Source organism: Kitasatospora sp. NPDC058032 (genome assembly GCF_042885845.1).
Taxonomy (GTDB): domain Bacteria; phylum Actinomycetota; class Actinomycetes; order Streptomycetales; family Streptomycetaceae; genus Kitasatospora.
Genome location: NZ_JBHVRK010000020.1, coordinates 59,044 through 81,740, shown reverse-complemented (window position 1 = coordinate 81,740; position 22,697 = coordinate 59,044). Strand labels below are relative to the sequence as shown.

Below are 22,697 nucleotides of genomic sequence, written 5' to 3'. Positions count from 1 at the left end.
CTCGGGCATGCGCAAGGGCCCGGCTCCCCTCGGGGAGCCGGGCCCTTGCGCGTGTCCGGGACTCGGGGGCGCTACGCGCCGCCGCGGTGGACGCTGAAGGCCGAGCGGCGGGCCGCGCGGGCCACCCCCGGGTCCGGGTGGACGCCGGAGACCGCGGTCAGCACCGAGGCCGCCCGCGGGTGCCCGGACTGCCGGGCCCGGGCGAACAGCCGCACCGGGTCGCCGGCCGAGGCGCCCTCGACGTGGCCGACGAGCAGTTCCGTCTCCCCGTGGTCGAGCACGGCCGCGGCGGTGTCCACCCAGAGCCAGGCGGCGTCCTCCGCGCCCAGCACATCGGCCGGGGAGACCCCCTCGTCCGAGCGCTCGGCCAGCCAGAGCAGCGCGTAGGGGCGCAGCACCGGCTCGTCGACGGCGGCCCGGACGGCCTGCTCGGCGGTCACGCCGGCCACCCGCAGCGCCTCGAAGGCCAGGCCGCGCACCAGGGCGTCCTCACCCTGCGCGGCCTCCAGCAGCTCGGCCACCGCCCGGTCGGCCGGGCGGGCGGCCAGCCAGGCCCGGTACTCGGCGCGGGCCGGGCCCGGCGAGTAGTCGGCGCAGGCGCTCAGCAGCGCCAGCGCGCTCTGCTCGATGTGGCCGGCGGCGGTCTGCGCGACGGTGCAGATCTCCTCCAGCTTGGCCCGCACCGCCCAGTGCCCGAGCGGGGAGAGCTCGGCCGCGTTGTCCCGGCGGACCAGCGCGCCGACGGCGGCCAGGCCGTCCAGCATCCAGTCCAGGACGGCGGCGACGTCGGCCGGCGAGGCCGGGGTGTCGATCTGCGGCTCGCGGCAGGTGCCGCGCACGGCGGAGACGGCGGAGGCCGCGTGCGGGACGGGCGAGAGGCCGAAGGTGCCCTCGCCGCCGCCGACCCGGCGCTCGTCCAGGCCGCGCCGCAGCAGTTCCAGCAGTTCGGCGTCGGCCACCGGGCCGTCCACCAGATGGAGGAAGGAGAGCAGCTGCGGCGCCTGGTCGACGGCCTGCCCGGCGAGCACCGCGAAGACGCCGCGCAGGGCGGCGGGCGGGACCGGGGCGAGCAGCGTCCAGGCGTCGAACAGCGCCGACCAGCCGCGGACCACCGCCTCGTCGTCGTGCTCCCAGGCGTGCAGGCGCCAGCCGGGGCCGGCGCCGCCGTCCCGGGCCTCGACCAGGCCGACCAGCAGGGCCTGGCCCCACGCCTTGGCGGCGGCGCCCACCGTCATGGCGAGCGCGCGGCCGGCGGCGCGGGCGTCGTCGGGGAGCAGTTCGCCGCGCTTGTCGACCTCGTCGAGATCGCCGGCCCAGCGGGCGATCCGGACGGCGTCGACCAGCATGCGGCGGGCCAGCGGAGCGAGTTCGGCGGGGGCGGGGAAGCCCTCCGGAACGGGGACCCGGCCACGGCCGGGTGCGGGGGCGGGGCCTCGTCGGCGGGGTACGCCCGGGGCCCCCGGCCTGGCGCCGGCGGTGCGGTGGGCCGTTCCGGGGAGACGGGTCACCGTCGCACCGGTACCGATCGTCGGCGGGAGCGGGGCATCACGGTCGCGCGGATTCCGAGACGTCACGTCGAGCAGTCTTCCCCTTGTACCGGCCATCTGTCACATCCGGTTGTCCACGGGGGGCGGACGGGGGGCGCGGGGGCTCGACAAGATCGGGCAACAGAGGCCAAACCGGCTGGCTTGATCTATGTGGCGGGTTCATGCCACACGGAACGGGTGCGCCTCGGAATCCACCCGCCAGGGGGGGCGGAAGCGCGTCAGCAGAACGGCGTGAGCCAGCGGCGGAGGGTCTCGGCGTAACGGTCCGGGTCGGTGTTCCACAGCGCGGCGTGGTCGCCGCCGGGGAAGGCCTGGAGGTTGACCACGTCCGGGCGGCGGTGGGCGAGGCGCTCGGCCGCGGCGAACGGGGCCACCGGGTCGTCGGGGCCGTGCAGCACCAGAGTGGGCACCCGCAGGTCGGCACCCTCCGCCAGACGGGCGAAGTCGGCCAGATCCACGCCGGTGCGGCCCTCGGCCGCGAGCGCGCCGAGTTCGGCCGCCGCACCCCGGAAGCCGGCCCGGGCGGCGTCCCGGCGGGCGGTGGCCGGCCAGTCCAGCACCGGCGAGTCCAGGACGAGGCTGCTGATCGAGGGGGCGAGGTCCGAGCGGGCCGCGGTGTGCAGGACCATCGTGGCGCCGAGCGACCAGCCGTAGAGGACGACCCGGCCCGCGCCGGCGTCCAGGGCGGTGCGCACCGCCGCCTCGACGTCCCGCCACTCGGTCTCGCCGAAGTGGCCGAGGCCGTCCGGGGAGGCGGGCGCGCCGGCGTCGCCGCGGTAGGTGACGGCGAGCACGGGCAGGCCCAGGCGTCGCAGCTCGGGCAGGACGGGCAGGGTCTGCGCGCGGTCGGCGCCGGGGCCGTGCACCAGGACCACCCAGGTGCCGCGCTTGCCGTCCAGCCGCCAGGCGGGCATCGCGCCGAGCTCGCCCTCGACGGCGGTCTCGGCGAACGGCAGGCCGAGCGCCTGCCCCGGGTCGCCGAGGTGGACCCGGGGGGTGAAGCGGACCTCGGTGCCGGGGGTGAGGGTGCCGCGGTCGGCGCGCACCAGGCGGCGGGTGACGCCCTGCCCGTCGCGGTGCAGGACCTCCTCGACGACCGCGTGGCCGTCCTCGCCCCACTCGACCGCCCAGCGGCCGGGACGCTCGCTCACGGGGGTGCGGGTGAAGGTGGCCTCGCCGGCGCCGAGACCGCGGACGAGCACCGGGCCGCTGCGGGCGCGGGCCTCCTCGGCCGGGCGGACCATCCGCTCGGACGCCCGGCGGCCGATCACCAGCACGGCGGCCCCGGTGCCGACGGCGGCGGCCGCCACGGTGGCCGCGATTCCCCAACGCATACTCGCTCCCCGGTGCTCGGTGTCTGGCTCGGTGGTCGTGTCTGGCTCGGTGGTCCGGCTCGGCGTCCGGTCCGCTGTCCGGACCGCTGCCCGGACCCACCCCTCAGTCCACCCGCGCGGGCGCAGGGAAGCCAGTAGGACACGGCCGTACGGGTTGTTCCGGGAGGAAAATCACACCGGCATGACGGGGGCGCCCGAGGTGTGACCAACACCCGCCGCGACCTCGGTTGACTCCCGGTTCGGGCCCGTGATGGGATCCTTCAGCCAATACGGAGGCATGCAGAGGAAGCCGGTGCGAGTCCGGCGCGGTCCCGCCACTGTCACCGGGGAGCACGACCGGAACACGCCACGGCGGGCCGTCAGAAGCCGCTGGAAGGCCCGGGGTGTGCGTTCGACCCGGAAGCCAGGAGACTCTCGCCCCCGGTTCGTCGATCCAGGGCGCGGACCCTGAGTGAGGACACGCACGCGATGCTGCGCCCTGCCGTGCGCCCGCTGTGCCGGGCCGCCGTGTTCGGCGCCGGCGCCGTCGCCGGCTTCCTGGCCGACGCCCGCTTCGGCGACCCGCGCCGCGGCCACCCGGTGGCCGGCTTCGGTTCCGCCGCCGGCCGGCTGGAACGCCGGCTCTGGCGCGACCACCGCGCCGCCGGAGCCGCCTTCACCGCCGTCGCCGTGGGCACCGTCGCGGCCGGCGCGCTCGCCGCCGACCGGCTGCTGGCCCACCGTCCGCTCGGCCGGGCCGCCCTCGCCGCCGCCGCGACCTGGACGGTGCTCGGCGGCACCTCGCTGACCCGGGAGGCCCGCACCATCGGCCGTTCGCTGGCGGCCGGCGACCTGACGGCGGCCCGGGAGCGGCTGCCGCACCTGTGCGGGCGCGACCCGAGCGCACTGGACGAGCCGCAGCTGGCCCGCGCGGTCGTCGAGTCGGTGGCCGAGAACACCGCCGACGCCGTGGTCAACGCCCTGGTCTGGGGCGGTCTCGCGGGCACCCCGGGCCTGCTGGCGTTCCGCGCGGTGAACACCCTGGACGCGATGGTCGGTCACCGCTCGCCCCGCTACGCCCGGTTCGGCTGGGCCTCGGCGCGGCTGGACGACGTGGCCGGCTGGCCCGGCGCGCGGCTGACCGCTCTGCTGGCGGTGGCCGCCGCCCCCGAACCGCGCACCGCCTGGCGGGTCTGGCGGCGCGACGGCTCGGCGCACCCCAGCCCGAACGCCGGCCAGGCCGAGTCGGCCTTCGCCGGCGCGGTGGGCGTACGCCTCGGCGGCACGCTCCGGTACGGCGAGAGGGTCGAGCACCGTCCCGTGCTGGGCCGGGAGCTGCGCCCCGTCGGGGTGGACGACATCGAGCGGGCCTGCGTGCTCTCCCGACGGGTGGGCGCACTGGCCCTGGGTACGACGGTCGCCGGGCACCTGCTGCTCCGGGCGGCCCTGGACGGGATGCGGAGGGGCAGGGCATGAGCAAGGCACTGCTGGTCGCCGGGACGACCTCGGACGCCGGCAAGAGCGTGGTCACCGCGGGCATCTGCCGCTGGCTGGCCCGGCAGGGAGTCGCGGTCGCGCCGTTCAAGGCGCAGAACATGTCGCTGAACTCCTTCGTCACCGCGGACGGCGCCGAGATCGGCCGCGCGCAGGCGATGCAGGCCCAGGCGGCCCGGGTCGAGCCGGAGGCGGCGATGAACCCGGTGCTGCTCAAGCCCGGCGCCGACGGCCGCAGCCAGGTGGTCCTGCTGGGCCGCCCGGTCGCCGAGGTCGGCGCGCTGGACTACCGCGAGCGCAAGCCGGTGCTGCTGGAGCGCGCCCTGGAGTGCCTGGCGGACCTGCGCGCCCGCTTCGACGTGGTGGTCTGCGAGGGCGCGGGCTCGCCCGCCGAGATCAACCTGCGCGACCGCGACATCGCCAACATGGGCCTGGCCACCGCCGCCGGGCTGCCGGTCGTCGTGGTCGGCGACATCGACCGCGGCGGCGTGTTCGCCGCGATGTACGGGACGCTGGCGCTGCTGTCGGCGGAGGACCAGCGGCACGTGGCGGGCTGGTTCGTCAACAAGTTCCGCGGCGACGCGCGGCTGCTCGCCCCCGGGCTGGAGATGCTGCGCGAGCTGACCGGCCGTCCGGTGCTCGGCACCCTGCCGATGCTGCCGGACCTGTGGCTGGACGCCGAGGACTCGCTCGACCTGTCCACCGTCGTCGACCGGACCGCCGCGCGCGGCCCGCTCGGCGCGGACGTGCTGCGGGTGGCCGTGCTGCGCTTCCCCCGGCTGTCCAACTTCACCGACCTGGACGCGCTCGCCCAGGAGCCCGGCGTACTGGTCCGCTGGGCCACCCGGCCGGAGGAGCTGGCCGACGCCGACCTCGTCGTGCTGCCCGGCACCCGGTCCACCGTCGCCGACCTCGGCTGGCTGCGCGAGCGCGGCCTCGAACCGGTGCTCAAGGCGCGGGCGGCGGCCGGGCGGCCGCTGATCGGCGTCTGCGGCGGCTACCAGATGCTGGCGCGCTCGATCGTGGACGAGGTCGAGTCGAAGGCGGGCGCGGTGGACGGCCTCGGGCTGCTGCCGACGCGGGTGCGGTTCGGCGCGGAGAAGGTGCTCGGCCGGCCGGTCGGCGAGGCGTACGGGGAGCGGGTCGAGGGCTACGAGATCCACCACGGCGTCGTCGCGGTGGACGGCGGCGAGCCGTTCATCTCCGATGGCCACGGACACAGCCTGGACGGCTGCCGGGTGGGCCAGGTGTGGGGAACCACCTGGCACGGCGCGCTGGAGAACGACGGCTTCCGGCGGGCGCTGCTGCGCGACGTCGCGCAGGCCGCCGGCCGGGCCTTCGTCCCCGCGCCGGACACCTCGTTCGCCGACGCGCGGGAGGCCCGGCTGGACCGGCTGGGCGAGCTGATCGAGGAGCACGCGGACACCGACGCGTTGTGGAAGCTGATCGAGGGCGGGGTGCCGGCGGCCGGATCGCTGCCGTTCCTTCCGCCCGGGGCCCCTGGGGAGACTGCATGAGTGACGTCCGTTACCCGTTCACCGCGATCGTCGGCATGGCCGACCTGCGGCTCGGCCTGCTGCTGAACGCCGTCTCCCCGGCGGTCGGCGGGGTGCTGGTGCGCGGTGAGAAGGGCACCGCCAAGTCGACCATGGTGCGCGCGCTGGCCGGGCTGCTGCCGTCCATCGCGACCGTCGACGGCTGCCGCTTCGCCTGCGACCCGGCGGCGCCGGACCCGCAGTGCCCGGACGGCGCGCACGCCGGCGCCCCGGTCTCCGAGCGCCCCGCCCGGCTGGTCGAGCTGCCGGTCGGCGTCTCCGAGGACCGCATCGTCGGCTCGCTGGACCTGGAGCGGGCGCTCGCCGAGGGCGTCAAGGCCTACGAGCCGGGCCTGCTCGCCCAGGCGCACCGCGGCGTGCTCTACATCGACGAGGTGAACCTGCTCCAGGACCACGTGGTGGACCTGCTGCTGGACGCCGCCGCGATGGGCCGCTCCTACGTCGAGCGCGAGGGCGTCTCGGTGCGGCACGCGGCGCGCTTCCTGCTGGTCGGCACGATGAACCCGGAGGAGGGCGAGCTGCGGCCGCAGCTGCTCGACCGGTTCGGCCTGACGGTGGAGATCGCCGCGACCCGCGATCCGGCGGAGCGCGCCGAGGTGGTGCGCCGCCGGCTCGGCTACGACGCCGACCCGGCCGCCTTCGCCGCCCGCTTCGCCGGGGACGAGCGCGCGCTGGCGGACCGGATCACCGCCGCGCGCGAGCTGCTGGCGCAGGTGGAGCTGACCGACACGGCGCTGCGCCAGATCACCGCCGTCTGCGCGGCGTTCGAGGTGGACGGGCTGCGCGCGGACATCGTGATGGCGCGCACCGCCGTCGCGCTGGCCGCCTGGTCCGGGCGCACCGAGGTGCTGGCCGAGGACGTCCGCAAGGCCGCCCAGCTGGCACTGCCGCACCGCCGCCGGCGCAATCCCTTCGACGCGCCCGGGCTGGACGAGGAGCAGCTGGACCGGGTGCTGGAGGAGCACGCCGAGCCGGAGCCCGAGCCGCAGCCCGAACCCGGGCCCGCGACCGCCGAGGGGTCGCAGGAGGACCCGGACCCGGAGGGCGGCCCGGACGGTCCGGACGGCGACGGCCCGCAGGACGGCGGCCCCGACGGTGGCCCCGACGGCGGTGGCGGCGGCGCGCCGGAGCCCGCCGGCCCGGACGGCCCGCCCGTCGAGGCGGCGGACCCGGCGGCCGGGGAGGACCCCGCCCCGCAGCCCGTCCCGGCCCAGCACCCCGCCCCCGCCCGGGAGTCGGCGCCGGTCGCGGCCGGCGACCCGTACCGCACCCGGCTGTTCGCGGTGGACGGCACCGGGCGCGGCGCCCAGGGCCGCCGCTCCCCCGCCGAGACCGACGGCGGCCACACCGTCCGGGCCCGCCGCCCGCGCGGCCGGCTCGCCCGGCTGCACCTGAGCGCCACGCTGCGCGCCGCCGCCCCGCACCAGGTGGCGCGCGGGCGTTCCTCGCGCGCGCTGGTGCTGCACAAGGACGACTTCCGCGAGCAGGTGCGCCAGGGCCGGGAGTCCAATCTGGTGCTGTTCGTGGTGGACGCCTCCGGCTCGATGGCGGCCCGGCAGCGGATGACCGCCGTCAAGGGCGCGGTGCTGTCGCTGCTGATGGACGCCTACCAGCGCCGCGACAAGATCGGCATGATCACCTTCCGGGGCGCCTCGGCCGAGCTGGCGCTGCCGCCCACCTCCTCGGTGGAGGTCGGCGCGGCCCGGCTGGAGTCGCTGCCCACCGGCGGGCGCACCCCGCTGGCGGCCGGCCTGCTGCGGGCCCACGAGGTGCTGCGGGTCGAGCGGCTGCGCGACCCGGACCGCCGCCCGCTGCTGGTCGTGGTGACCGACGGCCGGGCCACCGGTGGCGGCCGGGACGCCGTCAAGCAGTCCCACCGGGCGGCCGGGCTGCTGGCCGCGCAGGGCGTGGCGAGCGTGGTGCTGGACTGCGAGTCCGGCCCGGTCCGGCTCGGCCTGGCCGGCGTCCTGGCGGCCCGGCTGCGCGCCACCTCCGTGACCCTGGACGAGCTGCGCGCCGACGGCGTCGCCTCGCTCGTCCGCGAGAACCGTCCGACCACCACCGCAGCGCGAAAGGCGGCCTGAGCCGACATGCCCAAGGGTGTCCCCGAGAGTGTCCCCGACGACGGCCTGACGACCCGTCAGCGCCGTACCCTGCCGATCACCGCCGTGCACACCGGCCCCGGCAAGGGCAAGTCCACCGCCGCGTTCGGCATGGCGCTGCGCGCCTGGAACCAGGGCTGGCCGGTCGGGGTGTTCCAGTTCGTGAAGTCCGCCAAGTGGAAGGTCGGCGAGGAGAACGCGCTGCGGGTGCTCGGCGCCTCCGGCGAGGGCGGCACCGTCGACTGGCACAAGATGGGCTCCGGCTGGTCCTGGATCCAGCGTTCCGGCGCGATGGAGCTGGACAGCGAGGCGGCGGCCAAGGAGGGCTGGGAGCAGGTCAAGCGCGACCTGGCCGCCGAGACCTACCGGTTCTACGTGCTGGACGAGTTCACCTACCCGATGCACTGGGGCTGGGTCGACCCGGAGGAGGTGGTGGCCGTGCTGAAGGACCGTCCGGGCAGCCAGCACGTCGTCATCACCGGCCGGTACGCGCCGCAGGCCCTGACCGAATTCGCCGACCTGGTCACCGAGATGACCAAGGTCAAGCACCCGATGGACGCCGGCCGCAAGGGCCAGCGCGGCATCGAGTGGTAGCCGGGAAGATCTGAGCACCGTGAACATCCCCCGTCTCGTCGTCGCGGCGCCCTCCTCGGGCGCCGGGAAGACCACCGTCGCCACCGGCCTGATCGCCGCGCTCGCCGCGCGCGGGCTGGCCGTCTCGCCGCACAAGGTCGGCCCGGACTACATCGACCCCGGCTACCACGGGCTGGCCGCCGGGCGGCCGGGCCGCAACCTGGACGCGTTCATGTGCGGGCCGGAGCGGATCGCCCCGCTCTTCCTGCACGGCGCGGCCGGGGCGGACGTGGCGGTGGTCGAGGGCGTGATGGGCCTGTTCGACGGCGCCTCCGGGCGCGGCGAGCTGGCGTCCACCGCGCACGTGGCCAAGCTGCTGCGGGCGCCGGTGGTGCTGGTGGTGGACGCCTCCTCGCAGTCCCGGTCGGTGGCGGCGCTGGTGCACGGCTTCGCCTCCTGGGACCCGGAGGTGCGGCTGGCCGGGGTGATCCTCAACCGGGTCGCCTCCGACCGGCACGAGCTGCTGCTGCGGGAGGCCCTGGAGGAGGGGTCGGGGGTGCCGGTGCTGGGCGCGGTACGGCGCTCGGCGGCGGTCGCCACGCCCTCCCGGCACCTGGGGCTGATCCCGGCCGTGGAACGCTCGGCGGAGGCGCTGCGGGCGGTGGCCGACATGGGCGAACTGGTCGCCGCCTCGGTGGACCTGGACGCGGTGCTGGCGCTGGCCCGGACGGCGCCGCCGCTGGCCGGCGCCGAGCCGTGGGACCCGGCGGTGGAGGTGGGCGCGTCCGGTGCGCTGCTCGACGGTGTGCCGCTCGGGGACGCGCCGGTCGGCGGTGTGCCGCTCGGCGACGCGCCGCGGATCGCGGTGGCCGGGGGTGCGGCGTTCTCCTTCTCGTACGCCGAGAACGCCGAGCTGCTGACCGCCGCCGGCGCCGAGGTGGTGCCGTTCGACCCGCTGCACGCCGACGCCCTGCCGGAGGGCACGGCGGGCCTGGTGATCGGCGGCGGGTTCCCCGAGCTGTACGTCCGGGAACTCAGCGCGAACGGTCAACTGCGGTCCGCGATCGCCGCGTTCGCGGCCTCCGGCGGCCCGGTCGCGGCCGAGTGCGCCGGACTGCTGTACCTCGGGCGCGCGTTGGACGGTCTGCCGATGTGCGGCGTGCTGGACGCCTCGGCCCGGATGACCGAGCGGCTGACCCTCGGCTACCGGGAGGCGGTCGCGCTGCACGACTCGCCGCTGGCCCCGGCCGGCGCCAGGCTGCGCGGGCACGAGTTCCACCGGACGGTCTGCGAGCCGGGGTCCGGCGAACGGCCCGCCTGGGGCTGGCGGTTGCCGACCGGCCCGTACACCGAGGGATTCGCGGGCGCGGCCGGCGCGGAGAATGTTCACGCTTCGTATCTGCATCTGCACTGGGCGGGATACCCGCAGCTCGCCGCCTCCTTCGCGGCGGCGGCCGCGGCGTACCGGGCGGGCTGAGGCGTCCTCGGCGGAAACCGGCGGGGTCCTGGGTCTGGCGCCGGGACCGCACCGGGCGTCAAAATAGGACATACACCTCACATCGCCCCGTTTGCCGTCGATACCGGTACCGGACGAGCCCGACAGCATCTGGAGCGGCGTCACCACCGACGCCGCCGGCACACCGGGGGCGGACCGGACGGAGGTGGGTGTGACCGTCGAGTGACCCGGCCGCTCCTGGGCCGCCGCTTTAGAGTGGTCGGATGACCGATTGTCAGGTGATCGTCCTCAACGGGGGCTCCAGTTCAGGGAAGTCCAGCATCGCCCGCCGACTGCAGGAGGTGCTGCCGGATCCCTGGCTGACCCTCGGGGTGGACACGCTGATCGCCGCCCTGCCCGCCGCGCTGCGCGGCTCCGGCGGTGGCTCCGCCGCAGCCGCGCCCGGCGCGGCTGGTGAGGCCGGACCGGGCAGTGGCGGCGGTCCCGGCGGGCCGCCCGGCATCGGCGGCCTGGAGGACGGCGACGGCACGGTGAGCGTCGGACCGGCGTTCGCCGCCCTGGACGCCGCGTGGACGCTGGGCGTCGCGGCGATGGCCCGGGCCGGCGCGCGGATCGTCGTCGACGAGGTGTTCCTCGGCACCACCGCCTCCCAGCGGCGCTGGGACGAGGCGCTGGACGGCCTGGACGTGCTCTGGGTCGGCGTGCGCTGCGCCCCCGAGGTGGCCGCCGCCCGCGAACGGGCCCGCGGCGACCGCGTCGTCGGCATGGCCGCGGCCCAGGCCGAGGCGGTGCACCGGGGCGTGCGCTACGACCTGGAGGTGGACACCGCCGTGCAGGATGCGGCGGCCTGCGCCCGGCTGATCGCCGAGCGGGTGCTCGGGCGCTGAGGGCCGGGTCGGCTCGCGTCCCGGGTCGGCGGCCCGCGTCAGCTCCGGGCCTCCGCCAGGCCGAACCGCACACCGGTCAGCTCCTCCGACAGCTCCCAGAGCCGGCGGGCGGCCTCGGCGTCCTCGGCCGAGGGCGCGAGCCGGACCCGGGTCGGCGCGCCGCGCAGTTCGCCGCGGCCGTCCGGGCCGATGAACTCCCCGCCGCGCACGGACGGATCGGTCGCGGCGTGGAGCTGGGGCAGCGCTCCCTCCTCCGGGCGCTGGGCGAGCGGGCGCAGCAGCCGCCCGAAGAGCAGCCGGGTGAGGCCGGTCGGCCCACTGGTCTGCAGATTGGTGGCGGTGTAGCCGGGGTGGGCGAGCACGCTGCGCACCGGGCTGCCCGACGCGGCCAGCCGGCGGTGGAGTTCACGGCCGAAGAGCGCGTTGGCGAGCTTCGACTGGTCGTAGAACCCCATCGGCGTGTAGCCGTGCGCCCCGGTGAGGTCGTCGAAGCGGATCCGCCCCTTGCGGTGGTTGAGCGAGCTGACGGTCACCACGCGCGGGTCGCGGCCGACGGCGAGGGCGTCCAGCAGCCGACCGGTGAGGGCGAAGTGGCCGAGGTGGTTGACGGCGAACTGCAGCTCGTGGCCCTGCGGGCTGAGCGCGCGGGGCGGGGCGAACACGCCCGCGTTGTTGACCAGGACGTCCAGCCGGGGGCGGTCGGCGCGCAGCCGCTCGGCGAAGGTCCGGACGCTGTCGAGATCGGCCAGGTCGAGACGGCGGACCTCGAGGCGGTCGGGCACACCGGGGTCGGGCAGGGAGGCGGCGATCCGGGCGGCGGCGGCACGCCCCCGCTCCTCGTCGCGGACCGCGAGGACCACCTGCCCGCCCCGCTCGGCCAGCGTCCGGGCGGTGGCCAGTCCCAGCCCGCTGCTCGCACCGGTGACGACGAACACCCGCCCGTGCCGGCCCGCACTGCCGCCTGTTGGCTCCAAAGGCTTCATACGGCAGATGCTGCCGTTCGTGTCACTTGGTGTCAAGGCGCTACTGGGTGACATGTGCGCCATGGCGTTACCATCGTCGGGTGACCTCCCGACCCGCCGTCAGCCTGGCCGAGCGCAAGCGTCAACTCGTCGTGGACGAGCTGACCGAAGCCGCCTTCGGGCTGCTCACCACCCAGGGGTTCGACGCCGTCACCGTGGACGAGATCGCGGCCGGCGCCGGCGTGTCCAAGCGGACGTTCTTCCGCTACTTCGCGTCCAAGGAGGACGTGATCGTCCGGTTCCTGGCCGAACTGGGCGCCGGCATCCGCGCCGAACTGGCCGCCCGCCCCGCCTCCGAGCCGCCCTCGGCCGCCCTGCGGCACGCCGTCTCGGTGCCGCTGGCCGCCTGCGGCGAGCACGGCGACCGCGCGCTGCGCGCCGTCCAGTTGATCCTGCGCACCCCGGCGCTGCACGCCCGCTTCCTGGAGCGGCAGGCCGAGTGGCACGAGGAGCTGACCGCCGAGCTGGCCCACCGGCTGGACCGCGACCCCGCCGCCGACCTCTACCCCCGGCTCGCCGCCGGGATGGCGCTCACCGCCTTCGGCACCGTCCTGGAGCGGTGGAGCGACAGCGACGGCGCCGCCGACCCGACCGCGCTCACCGCCCGGGCCTTCGCCGTCCTCGCCCCGGCCCTGGACGCGCCCGCGGCCTGACCGCCGGGTACCAGCCGCCGGGTCCTAGCCGTCGAGCAGCGCCGCGAGGTAGCGGGCGACCTCGGCGCCGAGTTCGGCCGGATCGGGGACGCGGCCGGCGCCGCTGCCGGCGGTGACGTTGAAGAGCACGCCGTCCACCCAGCGCACCAGCCGGCGGGCGTCCGCCTCGGGCGCGCGGGAGCCGCACTGGATCAGCAGGGTGACCGCGAGGCCGAGGAGGCCCGCGCCCAGGCGGTCGTAGACGGCGCGCAGTTCGGGGCGCCGAGTGGCTTCGAGCGCCAGCTCGAAACGGGCCACGGTGAGCGCGCGGCCGACGGTGAGCGCCTGGTGGACGGCGTCGGCGGCGAGCTGGGCGAGCAGTTCCCGGGCGTGCTCCACCGTGGGTGGCCGCAGGTCCATCGCATAGGCCGGTGACTCCAGCTCCGCGATCCGGGTGATCGCCAGCTCCAGCAGCGCCGCCCGGGTGCGGGCGAGGTTGGAGGTGGAGCCGGTGGGCAGGCCGGCCGCCTCGTCGACGGCGCGGTGGGTGAGCCCGCGCAGGCCGCGCTCGGCGATCAGCGCGACGGCGGTGTCGGCGATCAGGGTCTGGCGCTGAGGTCCGGCGGGCGCGGCGCTGCTGGTCATGGGTCCGATCATCGCCCTTCCCGGGACCGGCGCCCAACTCACACTACAGCTGTAGTACGGTCGACCCATGCGATCGGAACTACAGGTGTAGTTCCGCGTCCGAGAGGAGTCCCCATGGACCACCGCGACCTGGGCCACCGTGACCCGGACCACCGCGACCTGCCGGAGCCGGCACCGGGCGCCGTCGTCATCGGCGGCGGGATCGGCGGCCTCACCGCCGCGCTCGCGCTCCACCGCCAGGGCGTCCCGGTCACCGTCCACGAACGCGCCGCCTCACTGGAACCCGTCGGCGCCGGCCTCGTGCTCGCCCCGAACGCCCTGCGTGCCCTCGACCTGCTCGGCGTCGGCGACCGGCTGCGCGCCCTCGCCGCCCCGCACCCCGCCATCGGCGTCCGCCACCCCTCCGGCCGCTGGCTCGCCCGCACCGGCACCGGGGCCGTCGAGGCCCACTTCGGCGAGAAGCTGGTCGCCGTCGCCCGCGCCGACGTCATCGACGCCCTGGTCGACGCGCTGCCCGCCGGCACCGTCCGCACCGGCTCGCGGGCCGAACTCGTCGAACCCGGCGACGACCGCGCCCCCGCCCTCGTCCGCACCGCCGACGGCGAGCGGCCCGCCGAACTGGTCGTCGCCGCCGACGGCATCCGCTCCGCGACCCGGAGCCTGCTCTTCCCGCACCACCCCGGCCCCCGCTACTCCGGCTTCACCACCTGGCGCTCGGTGATCGCCCGCCCGCCCCGCCCGCCGTTCGCCGCCGGCGAGGTCTGGGGCCGCGGCCGGCTCGCCGGCGTCGTCCCGCTCGCCGACGGCCGGGTGTACGTCTACGGCGCCGCCCTCGCCCCGGCCGGTGCCCGCGCCGCCGACGGCGACGAACGCGCCGAACTCCTGCGCCGCTACGGCAACTGGTGCGCGCCCGTCCCCGAACTGTTCGCCTCCACCGACCCGGCGGGGGTGCTGCGCCACGACGTCTGGGAGATCGCCGACCCGCTGCCCGCCTACCACCGCGGCCGGGTCGCCCTGCTCGGCGACGCCGCCCACGCGATGTGCCCCTTCCAGGGCCAGGGCGCCTGCCAGGCCGTCGAGGACGCGGTCGTACTGGCCGCCGGCGTCCGGCCCGGCGAGGACCCGGCCGCCGCCCTGCCCGGCTACACCGCCGCCCGGCTCCCCCGCGCCACCGCGATCGTCAACGGCTCCCGCGCCGTCGGCGCCCTGGTCGCCCGCCGCTCCCCCCTCACCGCCCTCGCCCGCGACCTCGCCCTCACCGCGGCCGGCCTCCTCCCCGACCGCGTCCTCCTCAACCGCGCCGCCCCCGTCTACGACTGGCACCCGCCGGTGCTCGACGGCCCCCGGGCCGCCTGACCGGGCGGGACGGCATGCCGCGGGGGCGGCCCCGGCGAGTGCCGGAACCGCCCCCTGAGGACCGCCGTCAGGCCCGGTCGCCGCTCACTTGCCGGCCGAGGTGCCCTTGGTGGTGCCCTTGGTGCTGGGCGCCGGCTTCACCGGCGACTGGCCCTTGGCGCCCTTGGTGCCCGGCGCGACGATCTGCACGGTGGCGCCCTGAACGCAGGTCGTCGTCCCCCGGAACGGCAGGGTCGGCCTCTCGTTGACGTAGACGCACCGCCCGATGTCGGTCGGGCCGAGCGGGGTGCCGGCGTCGTACGACACCCGGACCCGGATGGTGGTGGTCGAGTTGGCGCGGATGCTGGAGTCACGCCCCTGCAGGTACACGCCCGGGCCGTCGTCGGCGCTGTTGTAGACCTTCTTCAGGGTGGTCCAGGTGCCGTTCGGCTTGCGGACCTGGACGGTGGCGTGCGGGTCGACGCCCAGGACGTTGGCGACGTTGATGTAGTTCGAGGGCGTGGGGTTCCTGAGGACGGCGTCGAACTCGATGGGCGCGCCGCCCGCGACCGCGGTGGCCGGGACGCGGCCGAGCGAGGGCGAGATGTTCTGGACCTTGATCGTCTTGGTCGCGATGTCCGCCGCGGCCCCGCGGGCGCCGATACCCAAGCGAGACTCGAGGGCCACCGACCGGAGCCAGCCGTTGCTGGCGCCGTCGTGCGGCAGGCCCATCGGGACGCCGATCCGCAGACGGAGCGTCACACTGCTGTGCGCCGGGATCTCGAAGGCGCGGGGCACCTCCCCGTCGTAGGCGAGGCTCCCCGTGCGGTCGACGTTCAGCGGAACGGACTTCCACGTGCCCTTGGCCGGGTCGCGGTAGTCGATGACGATGGCGTGCTCGCCCGGCACCTGTCCGTCGCCGGTGACCCTCAGGTGAAGGTGGTAGTCGGCCTTCTGGGAACCGGTGTTGGTGATGGTCTCGGTGAACTCGACCGGCTGCCCGGCGCCTCCGACCGAGGCCGGGGCGTTCACCTTGAGCTTCCCGGTCGGCATGGGGCTCGCGGAGGCGGTGGGCGCCGCGAGCAGGACGGTCCCGCCCGCCAGCGCGGTCGCCAGCACGGTGGCGGCGGCCCGCCCGACCGAGCGGCGCGAGCGGCCCTGGCGGCCGAAAACAGTGGTACGCATGGGAAGTTCCCCCCAGTTTCCGCTGCCGGCCCTTGCCGGCAGCAAACGGTGATTTCGCAATGGACGTACTGCACGCCGGGGGGCTCCGGCGGCACCGGAGCCCCCCGGCCGCTGCCGTCAGGCGCGGCGGCGGCGGGCGACCCAGTAGGCGGCGCCACCGCCGACGGCGAGCAGGGCAACGCCGGCCGCCGCGTACGACGGGGTCTGCTCGGACGAGCCGGTCGAGGCCAGCTCGACCGTGGCCGGGGCCGCCCCCACCGGCGCGGGGGCCGCGGCCGCCACGGTCGCCTCAGCGGTCGCGGCGGGGGCGGCGGGTGCTGCGGCCGGGGCGGGCGCGTCGGCCTTCCCGGCCGGCGCCTCCTTGCCCGTGGACGCGCCCTTCACGGCGGGGACGGCCTGCACGGCGGGCGCGCCCTTGCCGGTGGACGCCTCCTTCACGGGCGCCTCCTTCACGGGCAGCTGCTCCTTGGGCGCCGGCGCGTCCGGCGCGACGATCTTCACGGTCGCCCGCTGGGCGCACATCGTCGTCCCCGAGAACGGTTGCTCCGGGTTCTCGTTGACGAAGACGCACGGGTTCACCGTCACCGGCCCGAGCGGAGTCGCCGCGTCGAACGACATCCGAACCCGCAGGGTGGTCGTCGAGTTGGCGCCGATGGAGGAGTCGCGGCCCTCCAGGTAGACCCCGGGACCGTCGTCGACACCGCCGCCCTGGACCGGCTTCAGCGCGGTCCAGGCGCCGTTCCCCTTGCGGACCTGGACAGTGGCGTGCGGGTCGATGCCCAGGACGTTGGCGACGTTGACGTAGTTCGAGGCCGTGGGGTTCTTCAGGACGGCGTCGAACTCGATGGGCGCGCCGCCCGCGACCGCGGTGGCCGGGACGCGGGACAGCCCGGTCGTGAGGCCGTCGACCTTGATCGTGTCGGTCACCTTGTCCGCCGGCGCCCCGTGGGCACCGATGGCCACGGACGACTCCAGGGCCAGCGACTGGATCCCCCCGTTGCCGGCGCCGTGGTGCGGCCGGCCCATCGGCAGCCCGATCCGCAGCTGCACCTTCGCACTGCGGTGCGCCGGGATCTCCAGGGTGTAGGGCAGCGCGCCATGGAAAGCGGTCCCCTCGACGCCGGTCAGCGGAAGGGACTTCCAGGCGCCGTCGGCCGGGTCGCGGTAGTCGATGGCGATGCCGTCCGTCGGCGGCAGGCCGGCGCCGGTGATGGCGTTCAGGAAGAGGTGGAACCCGGAATCCATGGCGCTGGTGTTGGTGACGGTCTCGGTGAACTCGACCGGCCGGCCGGCGAGTCCGATCACGGCCGGGGCGTCGGCCTTGATCTTCACCGTCGGCACGTCCGGCACGGCGTCCTCCGCGAGGGCGGCGGGTGCCGCGAGCAGGACGGTCCCGCCCGCGAGCACGGTCGCGAGGACGGTGGCGGCGGCGCGACGCGTGCGGTTCCGACGGCCGTAAGCAGTAGTGCGCATAAGAACTTCCCCCCCATTCTGCTGCGGGCAGGAGCCATCAGCAGACGGTCGATCGAATGAATTTCCCACGGGCGGACGGACATCGTTCCGACCGGCCCGGGAGTGATGGTGCGCCGGACCGTGAACCCCTCCTCGGCCCCTGCGCTCAAGGCGTGTTCGCACCTTGTGGTCTGTCAGACATCATGCGGGCCGGAACGGTTGCACACCGACGGAAAGAATTTTTCCCGGGCCTCGAAAGAACCCCGAACCGTCCCGAACGGCCGTGCCGAACCGGGTGATTCGCCGTCGAACTCCGTGCAGAGGGAAGGGTCAGAGCGCGGACGCCGGGTCGTCGGCGTCCTCGTCGGCAGGCGGGAGGACGAGGGTGGCGAGGGCGCCGCCGTCGGGGTGGTTGGTGAAGGTGAGGGTGGCGCCGATGACGCGGGTGTGGCCCTGGGCGATGGTGAGGCCGAGGCCGTGGCCCTTGCCGCGTTCGCGGACGCTGGTGCGGAAGCGCTGGGGGCCGTCGCGCAGGAGTTCGTCGGGGAAGCCGGGGCCGTGGTCGCGGACGGTGATGCGGTGGCCGTCGACGCAGAGGTGGATGGTGCCGCCGCCGTGGCGGTCGGCGTTCAGGAGGAGGTTGCCGAGGATGCGGTCGAGCCGGCGCAGGTCGGTGCGCACCGACGCGTCGGCCGCCACCTCGACCGTCACGTCCAGGCCGGTCAGCGCGACCGTGCGGCGCACCGCGCGTTCCAGCGGCACCGCCGAGAGGTCGGGCAGTTCGGCGTCGGCGTCCAGCCGGGAGACCTCCAGGAGGTCCTCGACCAGCCCGCGCAGCGCCTGCACCCGGTTCTGCACCAGCTGGGTGGGGCGCCCCGGGGGCAGCAGTTCGGCGGCGGTGACCAACCCGGTCAGCGGGGTGCGCAGTTCGTGGGCGACGTCGGCGGTGAACCGCTGCTCGTCCTCCAGCCGCCGGTGCAGCTCCCGGGACATGAGGTCGACGGCCGCCGCGAGGTCGGCGACCTCGTCCCGGCCGTCGACGAGTTCGCCGATCCGGGTGTCGGTGCGCCCGGCGGCGATGCCCCGGGCCGCCGTCGCCGCCGTCCGCAGCCGCCGGCTGATCCGGTCCGCGACCAGCACTCCGACCAGCACGGTGGTGAAGACGGAGGCGGTGACGGTGATCAGGATGATCCGGTCCAGGTCGGCGATCGACTGGCGGTCCTGGGTGAAGTCGAGCCGGACGGAGAGCACGCCGTCGCGGGTGGCGCCCGCCGCCCACATCGACTCGCCCTCCGGCCCCTGCGCGAGCAGCGACCCGCGCCGCCCCTCGGCCGCGAGGGTGCGCAGCCTGGTCGGCAGCACCGGGTCGTCCAGTGCGGCGTGCCGGCCGCCGCCCATCACCTCCTCGCCGCGGCCGTAGGCGCCGAGCGCCGCGTCCAGCGCGGTGAGCGCGGATCCGCGCGCCTGGTCGACGTGCTGACGGACCATCGCCTGGTGGACGAGCAGCCCGACCGCCACCGCGACCAGGACGGAGATGGCGGCGACGGCGGTGGCGATCTGGCGGCGCAGCGTCATTCGGAGCGCCGGAGCTTGTAGCCGAAGCCGCGGACGGTCTCGATCCGTCCGCCGCCGATCTTGGCGCGCAGCCGCTGCACGTGGACGTCGACCACACGGGTGTCGGCGCCCCACTCGTAGTCCCAGACCCGCTCCAGCAGGACGGCGCGCTCCAGCACGATGCCGGGCGCGGCGGTGAACTCCAGGAGCAGGCGCAGTTCGGTGGGGGTGAGCGGGACGAGCCGGCCGTGCACCCGGACCTCCATGGAGTCGGTGTCCACCTCCAGGCCGTCGAAGCTGCGTACGGGCGTACGGGGTTCGGGGGCGGTGGGTTCGGGGGCGGTGGGTTCCGGCGCGGCCGGTTCCGGCGCGGCCGGTTCCGGCGCGGGTGAAGGCGCGGGCGCGGCCGGGACGACGCGGATGCGGCGCAGCACGGTGCGGATCCGGGCGACCAGCACCGCGCTCTCGAAGGGCTTGACGACGTAGTCGTCCGCGCCCGCCTCCAGGCCGGACACCACGTCGACCGGATCGGTGCGCGCCGACATCATCAGGATCGGCAGCTGGCTCTCCTCGCGGATCCGCCGGCAGAGGCCGACCCCGTCGAGTAGCGGCAGCATCACGTCGAGCAGCACCAGGTCGGGCCGCTCGGCGTGGAACATCTCCAGCCCCTCCAGCCCGTCGGCGGCCGTGGAGACCGGGAAGCCGTAGCGTTCCAGGGCCATCCGGGTGGCCTCCCGGATCACCTCGTCGTCCTCGACGATGAGGATGCGGGGGTGGCTGGGCGCCGTGGGGTTCATGGCGTGGTCTCCGAGCGGGCGGGCGGCTGCGCGGCGGGCGGCTGCGGGGCGGGCGGCTGCGGGGCGGGCGGCTGCGGGGTGGGCCCAACCGTGGGCACGATCGGACGGGGCTGGCCGGGCTGCGGCACCTTGGGCACGGGCACGGGCGTGGCCGTCGGGACACCCGCGCCCGATCCCGGGTCGGAGCCGTCGGGCCGGCGGACGACGGGCAGGCTCGGCATGGGCGCGGGCGAGGCGCCTCCGCCCGGGCGGAGGCTGCTCGGCCGCTCCCCGGGGCCGGCGGTCGGCGTCGGCTCGGGCTCGGCGGTCGGCCCGGTGCCCTCGACCTTCTGATCGGTCAGGACCAGCCGCGCGCCGTCCCAGCCGTAGCGACGGATGGTCCGGGACCGGATGGTGGTGGGCTCGTAGAGCCAGAGCTCGGTGCCGAGCGTCTCGGCGCCGAACCGTTTCAGCAGCTGCACCCGCAGGACGGGCAGCAGCCGGTCGGCGGACGCGGTGTAGACGTGCAGCACGTCCGTGTCGGCGAGACCGACGACGACCAGCAGCTCGGGCCGTCCGTCGCCGGTCAGGTCGCGGTACTCGGCGTTGCGGACCTCGCAGCCGGCGCAGGGGTCCAGGGCCCGCCGCTCGTCCTGGCTCACTCCGGGGTCCTTGGTCAGCAGCGTGCGGACGTCCACCGCGGTGACGTCCTGGCCGGGGACGGTCACGTCCGGGACCGGCTGCGGGGCCGGCTCCGGGGTGCGGCCCGCCGCGAGGTCCGGCGGCGGGGCGGTGGCCTGGCCCGGCCAGAGCGGGATCCGGGCGGGCGGGCGGGCGACGGCGTCGGCGGCGCCGTGGTCGCGCAGCTCGCCGGGGGCGCCGCAGCCGACCGTCAGGGCGAGCGGCGCGGCGGCGAGCAGGGCGAGGAGGAGGGCGGGTGAACGACGGACGGCGGTGCTCATCCTCCGGTGCCCTCCTGGTCTGCGGTGATGTCGGTTCGTGTCCGGTCGGCAGATCACCCGGACGGCACCCGCCGGTTTCCCGGCGGGTGCCGTCCGGGCAGCGTAGCCCGGGCCCGATCAGCCGGCGGAGGCGGCCGGGTCGCCCGGACCGACCAGGTCGGCCAGGACGATGATGTTGTCCGTCCAGTGGCCGTCGGACCCGATCCGACCTCCACAGGTGATCAGGCGCAGCTCGGGCGCCGTCGTGTTCCCGTACACCGTGTCGGTGGGGAACGCGTCCTTGGCGGCCTGGACCAGCTGACGGACCCGGAAGTCCACCGTGCCGCCGTCCTCGCGCCGCACCTGGATCCGGTCCCCCGCCCGCAGCTTCGGCAGTCCCCGGAAGACCGCCGGGCCGTGCGCGGTGTCGTAGTGCCCGATCAGGACGGCGGGCCCGGTCTCGCCCGGGGTCGGACCGTTGCGGTACCAGCCGGCCTCATCGGCCCGCTCGGCGGACGGCACCTCGACGGTGCCGTCGGCGTTCAGGCCGAGGCCGGTCACCGGGGCGTCGACCCCGGCCGCCGGGACGAGCAGACGGGTCGGCGGCGAGGCCGCGAACGGGCGCGGCGCGGTGGTTCCGGTGCCCGTCCCCGTGGCGGCCGGGGCGGCGGCCGGGGCGGCGGTCCCAGTGCCCGTCGACGGCGTGTCCCCCGCGCCCTGCCGGGCCGAGGTCTCCACCCGGACCACCGGGGGCTCCCGGTGGTCCGAGAGCGCCACGGTCGCGCCGAGCGCCAGGCAGAGCAGCCCGGCCACCCCGAAGACGCTCCGGTTCAGCCCGCCCGGCCGCGGCCCGCCGTGCCGGGCTCGCGCCCCGCGGCGACGCCCGCCCCGGTGGCCGTCGTCAGCCGCGCGCACCGGAGCGGCGGCGCAGCACGGCGAAGCCGAGCGCCCCGGCGCCGATGGCGGCGACCGCGCCGCCACCGACCAGCTTCAGGCCGGAGGAGTCACCGGCGGTGGACCCGTCACCGGCCTGGGCGGCGCCCTTGGGCACCTCACGGACCTGCGGCTGGCCGGAGGCCGGGGCGGGGGCGGGCACGGGCGCGCCGTTGGCGTCGCGGGTGAGCGACGGCAGCGGGACGGCCGGGCGCGTGGCGTCCTTCGGCGCCGGGGAGACCGTCGGCACCGCGGAGACGAACGGCGACGGGACGGCGGTCGGCGGCGCAGCGGTCGGCGGCGCCGGGGCAACGGTCGGCGGCGCCGGGGCCGGCTGGGCGCCGCCGCCGGTGCTGCCCGCCGCGGCCGGGGCCTTGACGGACGGGGTGGCGGTCGGGGTGGCGGCACCGGCGCCGCCGTCGGCCCAGGCCTGCCCGCCCGTGACGACGGTCAGCAGCGCGGCGCCGGTCAGGGCGCAGACGGCCGACATCCGCAGAACGGCGCGGTTCCTGGTCGTACGCGTGGCCATGCGAACTCTCCATTCATCCTCGGTGACGCGGGTCCCGGCCGGGTGTGGCCGGTGCGTCGAGAGCGACGGTAGAAAGCCCGTGTCGCGGTCCCCGGCCGGTCGTGTCACAGCGGCTCATCGGCTGCGTAACGACGTCGGGACGACGTCGGGACGACGTCGGGATGGCACGCTCAGCGGCGGGTGAGCCGGTCGATCCGCTCGCCGTACCGGTCCAGGAGGCCCGGCTTCTCCGGGGCGAACGGCGTCCCGGCGCGCAGCCCGCGGTAGCCGATGACGAGCGCCTCACCGAGGAAGCCGACGCCGATGGAGAGGTTGAGCGGGCGGGCGTCCCCGTGCATGCCGAGCTCGCGGGCGAGCAGTCCGTAGAGCGCCGAGGCCAGGAAGGCGACGACGATCACGAGGAAGGTCCTCCCGGTGTAGCGCTGGTGGAGGACGCCGTTCCGGGTGGACAGCGCGACCGTCCTGCCGCGCAGCGCGCCGAGGCCCAGGCCGATCAGGCAGCCGCCGACCACCCAGCCGACGTCGGCGCCGTTCAGGTCCTCGGCCTCCAGCAGCGACCAGACGCCGAGGGCGGTGAGCACCACCGGCGGGCCGAACAGATCGCGGACGTTGACCGGTTCGCCGATCAACCGCTTGACGACGACGGCCACGGCGGCCACGGCGATGATCGTCACGAGCAGCCAGGTGTTCACGGCCCGCACCCCCCTTGTGCTTCCGGGCAGCCTGCCGCCCGGTCTCCGAATCTACGGCGGCTCAATTTAGCTC

The 22,697-nt window shown here is 76.2% G+C and carries 20 protein-coding genes and 1 riboswitch; of the genes, 8 read left to right on the top strand and 12 right to left on the bottom strand.

What is annotated here, in order from left to right; all coding sequences use genetic code 11:
* Positions 1–71: 71 nt before the first annotated feature.
* Together ACFVUH_RS27650 and ACFVUH_RS27645 are read right to left on the bottom strand one after the other, a co-directional pair.
* Positions 72–1,604, bottom strand: a complete 1,533-nt coding sequence (locus ACFVUH_RS27650) for a hypothetical protein (RefSeq protein WP_387915967.1) — start codon at positions 1,602–1,604, stop codon at positions 72–74.
* A 161-nt stretch (positions 1,605–1,765) separates the two neighbouring features.
* On the bottom strand, positions 1,766–2,881 hold the full coding sequence (locus tag ACFVUH_RS27645) for an alpha/beta hydrolase family protein (protein WP_387915966.1): 1,116 nt from the start codon (positions 2,879–2,881) through the stop codon (positions 1,766–1,768).
* Between the two features lie 222 nt (positions 2,882–3,103).
* Positions 3,104–3,316: riboswitch (cobalamin riboswitch) on the top strand.
* 33 nt (positions 3,317–3,349) lie between these two features.
* Here ACFVUH_RS27645 and ACFVUH_RS27640 point away from each other — a divergent pair.
* The 6 genes from ACFVUH_RS27640 to ACFVUH_RS27615 all read left to right on the top strand — a co-directional run bounded on the left by ACFVUH_RS27640 (position 3,350) and on the right by ACFVUH_RS27615 (position 10,928).
* The gene (locus ACFVUH_RS27640) at positions 3,350–4,336 is read left to right on the top strand and encodes a cobalamin biosynthesis protein (RefSeq protein WP_387915964.1); all 987 of its coding nucleotides are present in this window, start codon (positions 3,350–3,352) and stop codon (positions 4,334–4,336) included.
* Positions 4,333–5,871 carry a cobyric acid synthase gene (locus ACFVUH_RS27635; protein WP_387915962.1) on the top strand — a complete coding sequence of 513 codons (1,539 nt, stop codon included), beginning with the start codon at positions 4,333–4,335 and terminating at the stop codon, positions 5,869–5,871. The genes ACFVUH_RS27640 and ACFVUH_RS27635 overlap by 4 nt, the downstream gene beginning before the upstream one ends.
* Positions 5,868–7,994, top strand: coding sequence for a putative cobaltochelatase (locus ACFVUH_RS27630; RefSeq protein ID WP_387915960.1), 2,127 nt, complete (start codon positions 5,868–5,870; stop codon positions 7,992–7,994). Before ACFVUH_RS27635 ends, ACFVUH_RS27630 begins: the two co-directional genes overlap by 4 nt.
* Positions 7,995–8,000: 6 nt before the next feature.
* Positions 8,001–8,606, top strand: coding sequence for a cob(I)yrinic acid a,c-diamide adenosyltransferase (cobO, locus tag ACFVUH_RS27625; protein WP_387915958.1), 606 nt, complete (start codon positions 8,001–8,003; stop codon positions 8,604–8,606).
* Between the two features lie 10 nt (positions 8,607–8,616).
* A complete protein-coding gene (locus ACFVUH_RS27620) occupies positions 8,617–10,062 on the top strand; it encodes a cobyrinate a,c-diamide synthase (RefSeq protein ID WP_387916041.1) in 1,446 nt (481 codons plus the stop codon).
* Positions 10,063–10,304: 242 nt separating this feature from the next.
* Complete coding sequence (locus tag ACFVUH_RS27615; protein ID WP_387915957.1) at positions 10,305–10,928, top strand: chloramphenicol phosphotransferase CPT family protein; 624 nt, start codon at positions 10,305–10,307, stop codon at positions 10,926–10,928.
* A gap of 38 nt (positions 10,929–10,966) precedes the next feature.
* Here the strand turns inward: ACFVUH_RS27615 and ACFVUH_RS27610 are convergent, their stop codons facing one another.
* Positions 10,967–11,911, bottom strand: a complete 945-nt coding sequence (locus ACFVUH_RS27610) for an oxidoreductase (protein ID WP_387915956.1) — start codon at positions 11,909–11,911, stop codon at positions 10,967–10,969.
* A gap of 80 nt (positions 11,912–11,991) precedes the next feature.
* Between ACFVUH_RS27610 and ACFVUH_RS27605 the strand changes: the two genes are divergently transcribed.
* A complete protein-coding gene (locus ACFVUH_RS27605; protein WP_387915955.1) occupies positions 11,992–12,603 on the top strand; it encodes a TetR family transcriptional regulator in 612 nt (203 codons plus the stop codon).
* A gap of 24 nt (positions 12,604–12,627) precedes the next feature.
* Here ACFVUH_RS27605 and ACFVUH_RS27600 read toward each other — a convergent pair whose 3' ends face one another.
* Complete coding sequence (locus ACFVUH_RS27600) at positions 12,628–13,227, bottom strand: TetR/AcrR family transcriptional regulator (protein ID WP_355373633.1); 600 nt, start codon at positions 13,225–13,227, stop codon at positions 12,628–12,630.
* Between the two features lie 114 nt (positions 13,228–13,341).
* Between ACFVUH_RS27600 and ACFVUH_RS27595 the strand changes: the two genes are divergently transcribed.
* The gene (locus ACFVUH_RS27595; protein ID WP_387915953.1) at positions 13,342–14,583 is read left to right on the top strand and encodes an FAD-dependent monooxygenase; all 1,242 of its coding nucleotides are present in this window, start codon (positions 13,342–13,344) and stop codon (positions 14,581–14,583) included.
* An 84-nt stretch (positions 14,584–14,667) separates the two neighbouring features.
* Here ACFVUH_RS27595 and ACFVUH_RS27590 read toward each other — a convergent pair whose 3' ends face one another.
* From ACFVUH_RS27590 to ACFVUH_RS27555, 8 genes are all read right to left on the bottom strand, one after another.
* The gene (locus tag ACFVUH_RS27590) at positions 14,668–15,747 is read right to left on the bottom strand and encodes a hypothetical protein (protein WP_387915951.1); all 1,080 of its coding nucleotides are present in this window, start codon (positions 15,745–15,747) and stop codon (positions 14,668–14,670) included.
* A 117-nt stretch (positions 15,748–15,864) separates the two neighbouring features.
* A complete protein-coding gene (locus ACFVUH_RS27585) occupies positions 15,865–17,220 on the bottom strand; it encodes an LAETG motif-containing sortase-dependent surface protein (RefSeq protein WP_387915949.1) in 1,356 nt (451 codons plus the stop codon).
* A gap of 309 nt (positions 17,221–17,529) precedes the next feature.
* A complete protein-coding gene (locus ACFVUH_RS27580) occupies positions 17,530–18,774 on the bottom strand; it encodes a sensor histidine kinase (RefSeq protein ID WP_387915947.1) in 1,245 nt (414 codons plus the stop codon).
* On the bottom strand, positions 18,771–19,550 hold the full coding sequence (gene cseB, locus ACFVUH_RS27575) for a two-component system response regulator CseB (protein ID WP_387915945.1): 780 nt from the start codon (positions 19,548–19,550) through the stop codon (positions 18,771–18,773). Before cseB ends, ACFVUH_RS27580 begins: the two co-directional genes overlap by 4 nt.
* A complete protein-coding gene (locus tag ACFVUH_RS27570) occupies positions 19,547–20,491 on the bottom strand; it encodes a hypothetical protein (RefSeq protein WP_387915943.1) in 945 nt (314 codons plus the stop codon). The genes cseB and ACFVUH_RS27570 overlap by 4 nt, the downstream gene beginning before the upstream one ends.
* 117 nt (positions 20,492–20,608) lie before the next feature.
* Complete coding sequence (locus tag ACFVUH_RS27565; RefSeq protein ID WP_387915941.1) at positions 20,609–21,283, bottom strand: class F sortase; 675 nt, start codon at positions 21,281–21,283, stop codon at positions 20,609–20,611.
* An 88-nt stretch (positions 21,284–21,371) separates the two neighbouring features.
* The gene (locus ACFVUH_RS27560; RefSeq protein ID WP_387915939.1) at positions 21,372–21,932 is read right to left on the bottom strand and encodes a hypothetical protein; all 561 of its coding nucleotides are present in this window, start codon (positions 21,930–21,932) and stop codon (positions 21,372–21,374) included.
* Between the two features lie 170 nt (positions 21,933–22,102).
* Positions 22,103–22,624, bottom strand: coding sequence for a DUF1453 domain-containing protein (locus ACFVUH_RS27555; protein WP_387915938.1), 522 nt, complete (start codon positions 22,622–22,624; stop codon positions 22,103–22,105).
* Positions 22,625–22,697 lie beyond the last annotated feature (73 nt).

Coding starts and splice junctions, on each gene's coding strand:
- ACFVUH_RS27650 (WP_387915967.1), bottom strand. CDS start 1,604: ATGGCCGGTACAAGGGGAAGACTGCTCGACGTGACGTCTCGGAATCCG.
- ACFVUH_RS27645 (WP_387915966.1), bottom strand. CDS start 2,881: ATGCGTTGGGGAATCGCGGCCACCGTGGCGGCCGCCGCCGTCGGCACC.
- ACFVUH_RS27640 (WP_387915964.1), top strand. CDS start 3,350: ATGCTGCGCCCTGCCGTGCGCCCGCTGTGCCGGGCCGCCGTGTTCGGC.
- ACFVUH_RS27635 (WP_387915962.1), top strand. CDS start 4,333: ATGAGCAAGGCACTGCTGGTCGCCGGGACGACCTCGGACGCCGGCAAG.
- ACFVUH_RS27630 (WP_387915960.1), top strand. CDS start 5,868: ATGAGTGACGTCCGTTACCCGTTCACCGCGATCGTCGGCATGGCCGAC.
- cobO (WP_387915958.1), top strand. CDS start 8,001: ATGCCCAAGGGTGTCCCCGAGAGTGTCCCCGACGACGGCCTGACGACC.
- ACFVUH_RS27615 (WP_387915957.1), top strand. CDS start 10,305: ATGACCGATTGTCAGGTGATCGTCCTCAACGGGGGCTCCAGTTCAGGG.
- ACFVUH_RS27610 (WP_387915956.1), bottom strand. CDS start 11,911: ATGAAGCCTTTGGAGCCAACAGGCGGCAGTGCGGGCCGGCACGGGCGG.
- ACFVUH_RS27600 (WP_355373633.1), bottom strand. CDS start 13,227: ATGACCAGCAGCGCCGCGCCCGCCGGACCTCAGCGCCAGACCCTGATC.
- ACFVUH_RS27595 (WP_387915953.1), top strand. CDS start 13,342: ATGGACCACCGCGACCTGGGCCACCGTGACCCGGACCACCGCGACCTG.
- ACFVUH_RS27590 (WP_387915951.1), bottom strand. CDS start 15,747: ATGCGTACCACTGTTTTCGGCCGCCAGGGCCGCTCGCGCCGCTCGGTC.
- ACFVUH_RS27585 (WP_387915949.1), bottom strand. CDS start 17,220: ATGCGCACTACTGCTTACGGCCGTCGGAACCGCACGCGTCGCGCCGCC.
- ACFVUH_RS27580 (WP_387915947.1), bottom strand. CDS start 18,774: ATGACGCTGCGCCGCCAGATCGCCACCGCCGTCGCCGCCATCTCCGTC.
- cseB (WP_387915945.1), bottom strand. CDS start 19,550: ATGAACCCCACGGCGCCCAGCCACCCCCGCATCCTCATCGTCGAGGAC.
- ACFVUH_RS27570 (WP_387915943.1), bottom strand. CDS start 20,491: ATGAGCACCGCCGTCCGTCGTTCACCCGCCCTCCTCCTCGCCCTGCTC.
- ACFVUH_RS27560 (WP_387915939.1), bottom strand. CDS start 21,932: ATGGCCACGCGTACGACCAGGAACCGCGCCGTTCTGCGGATGTCGGCC.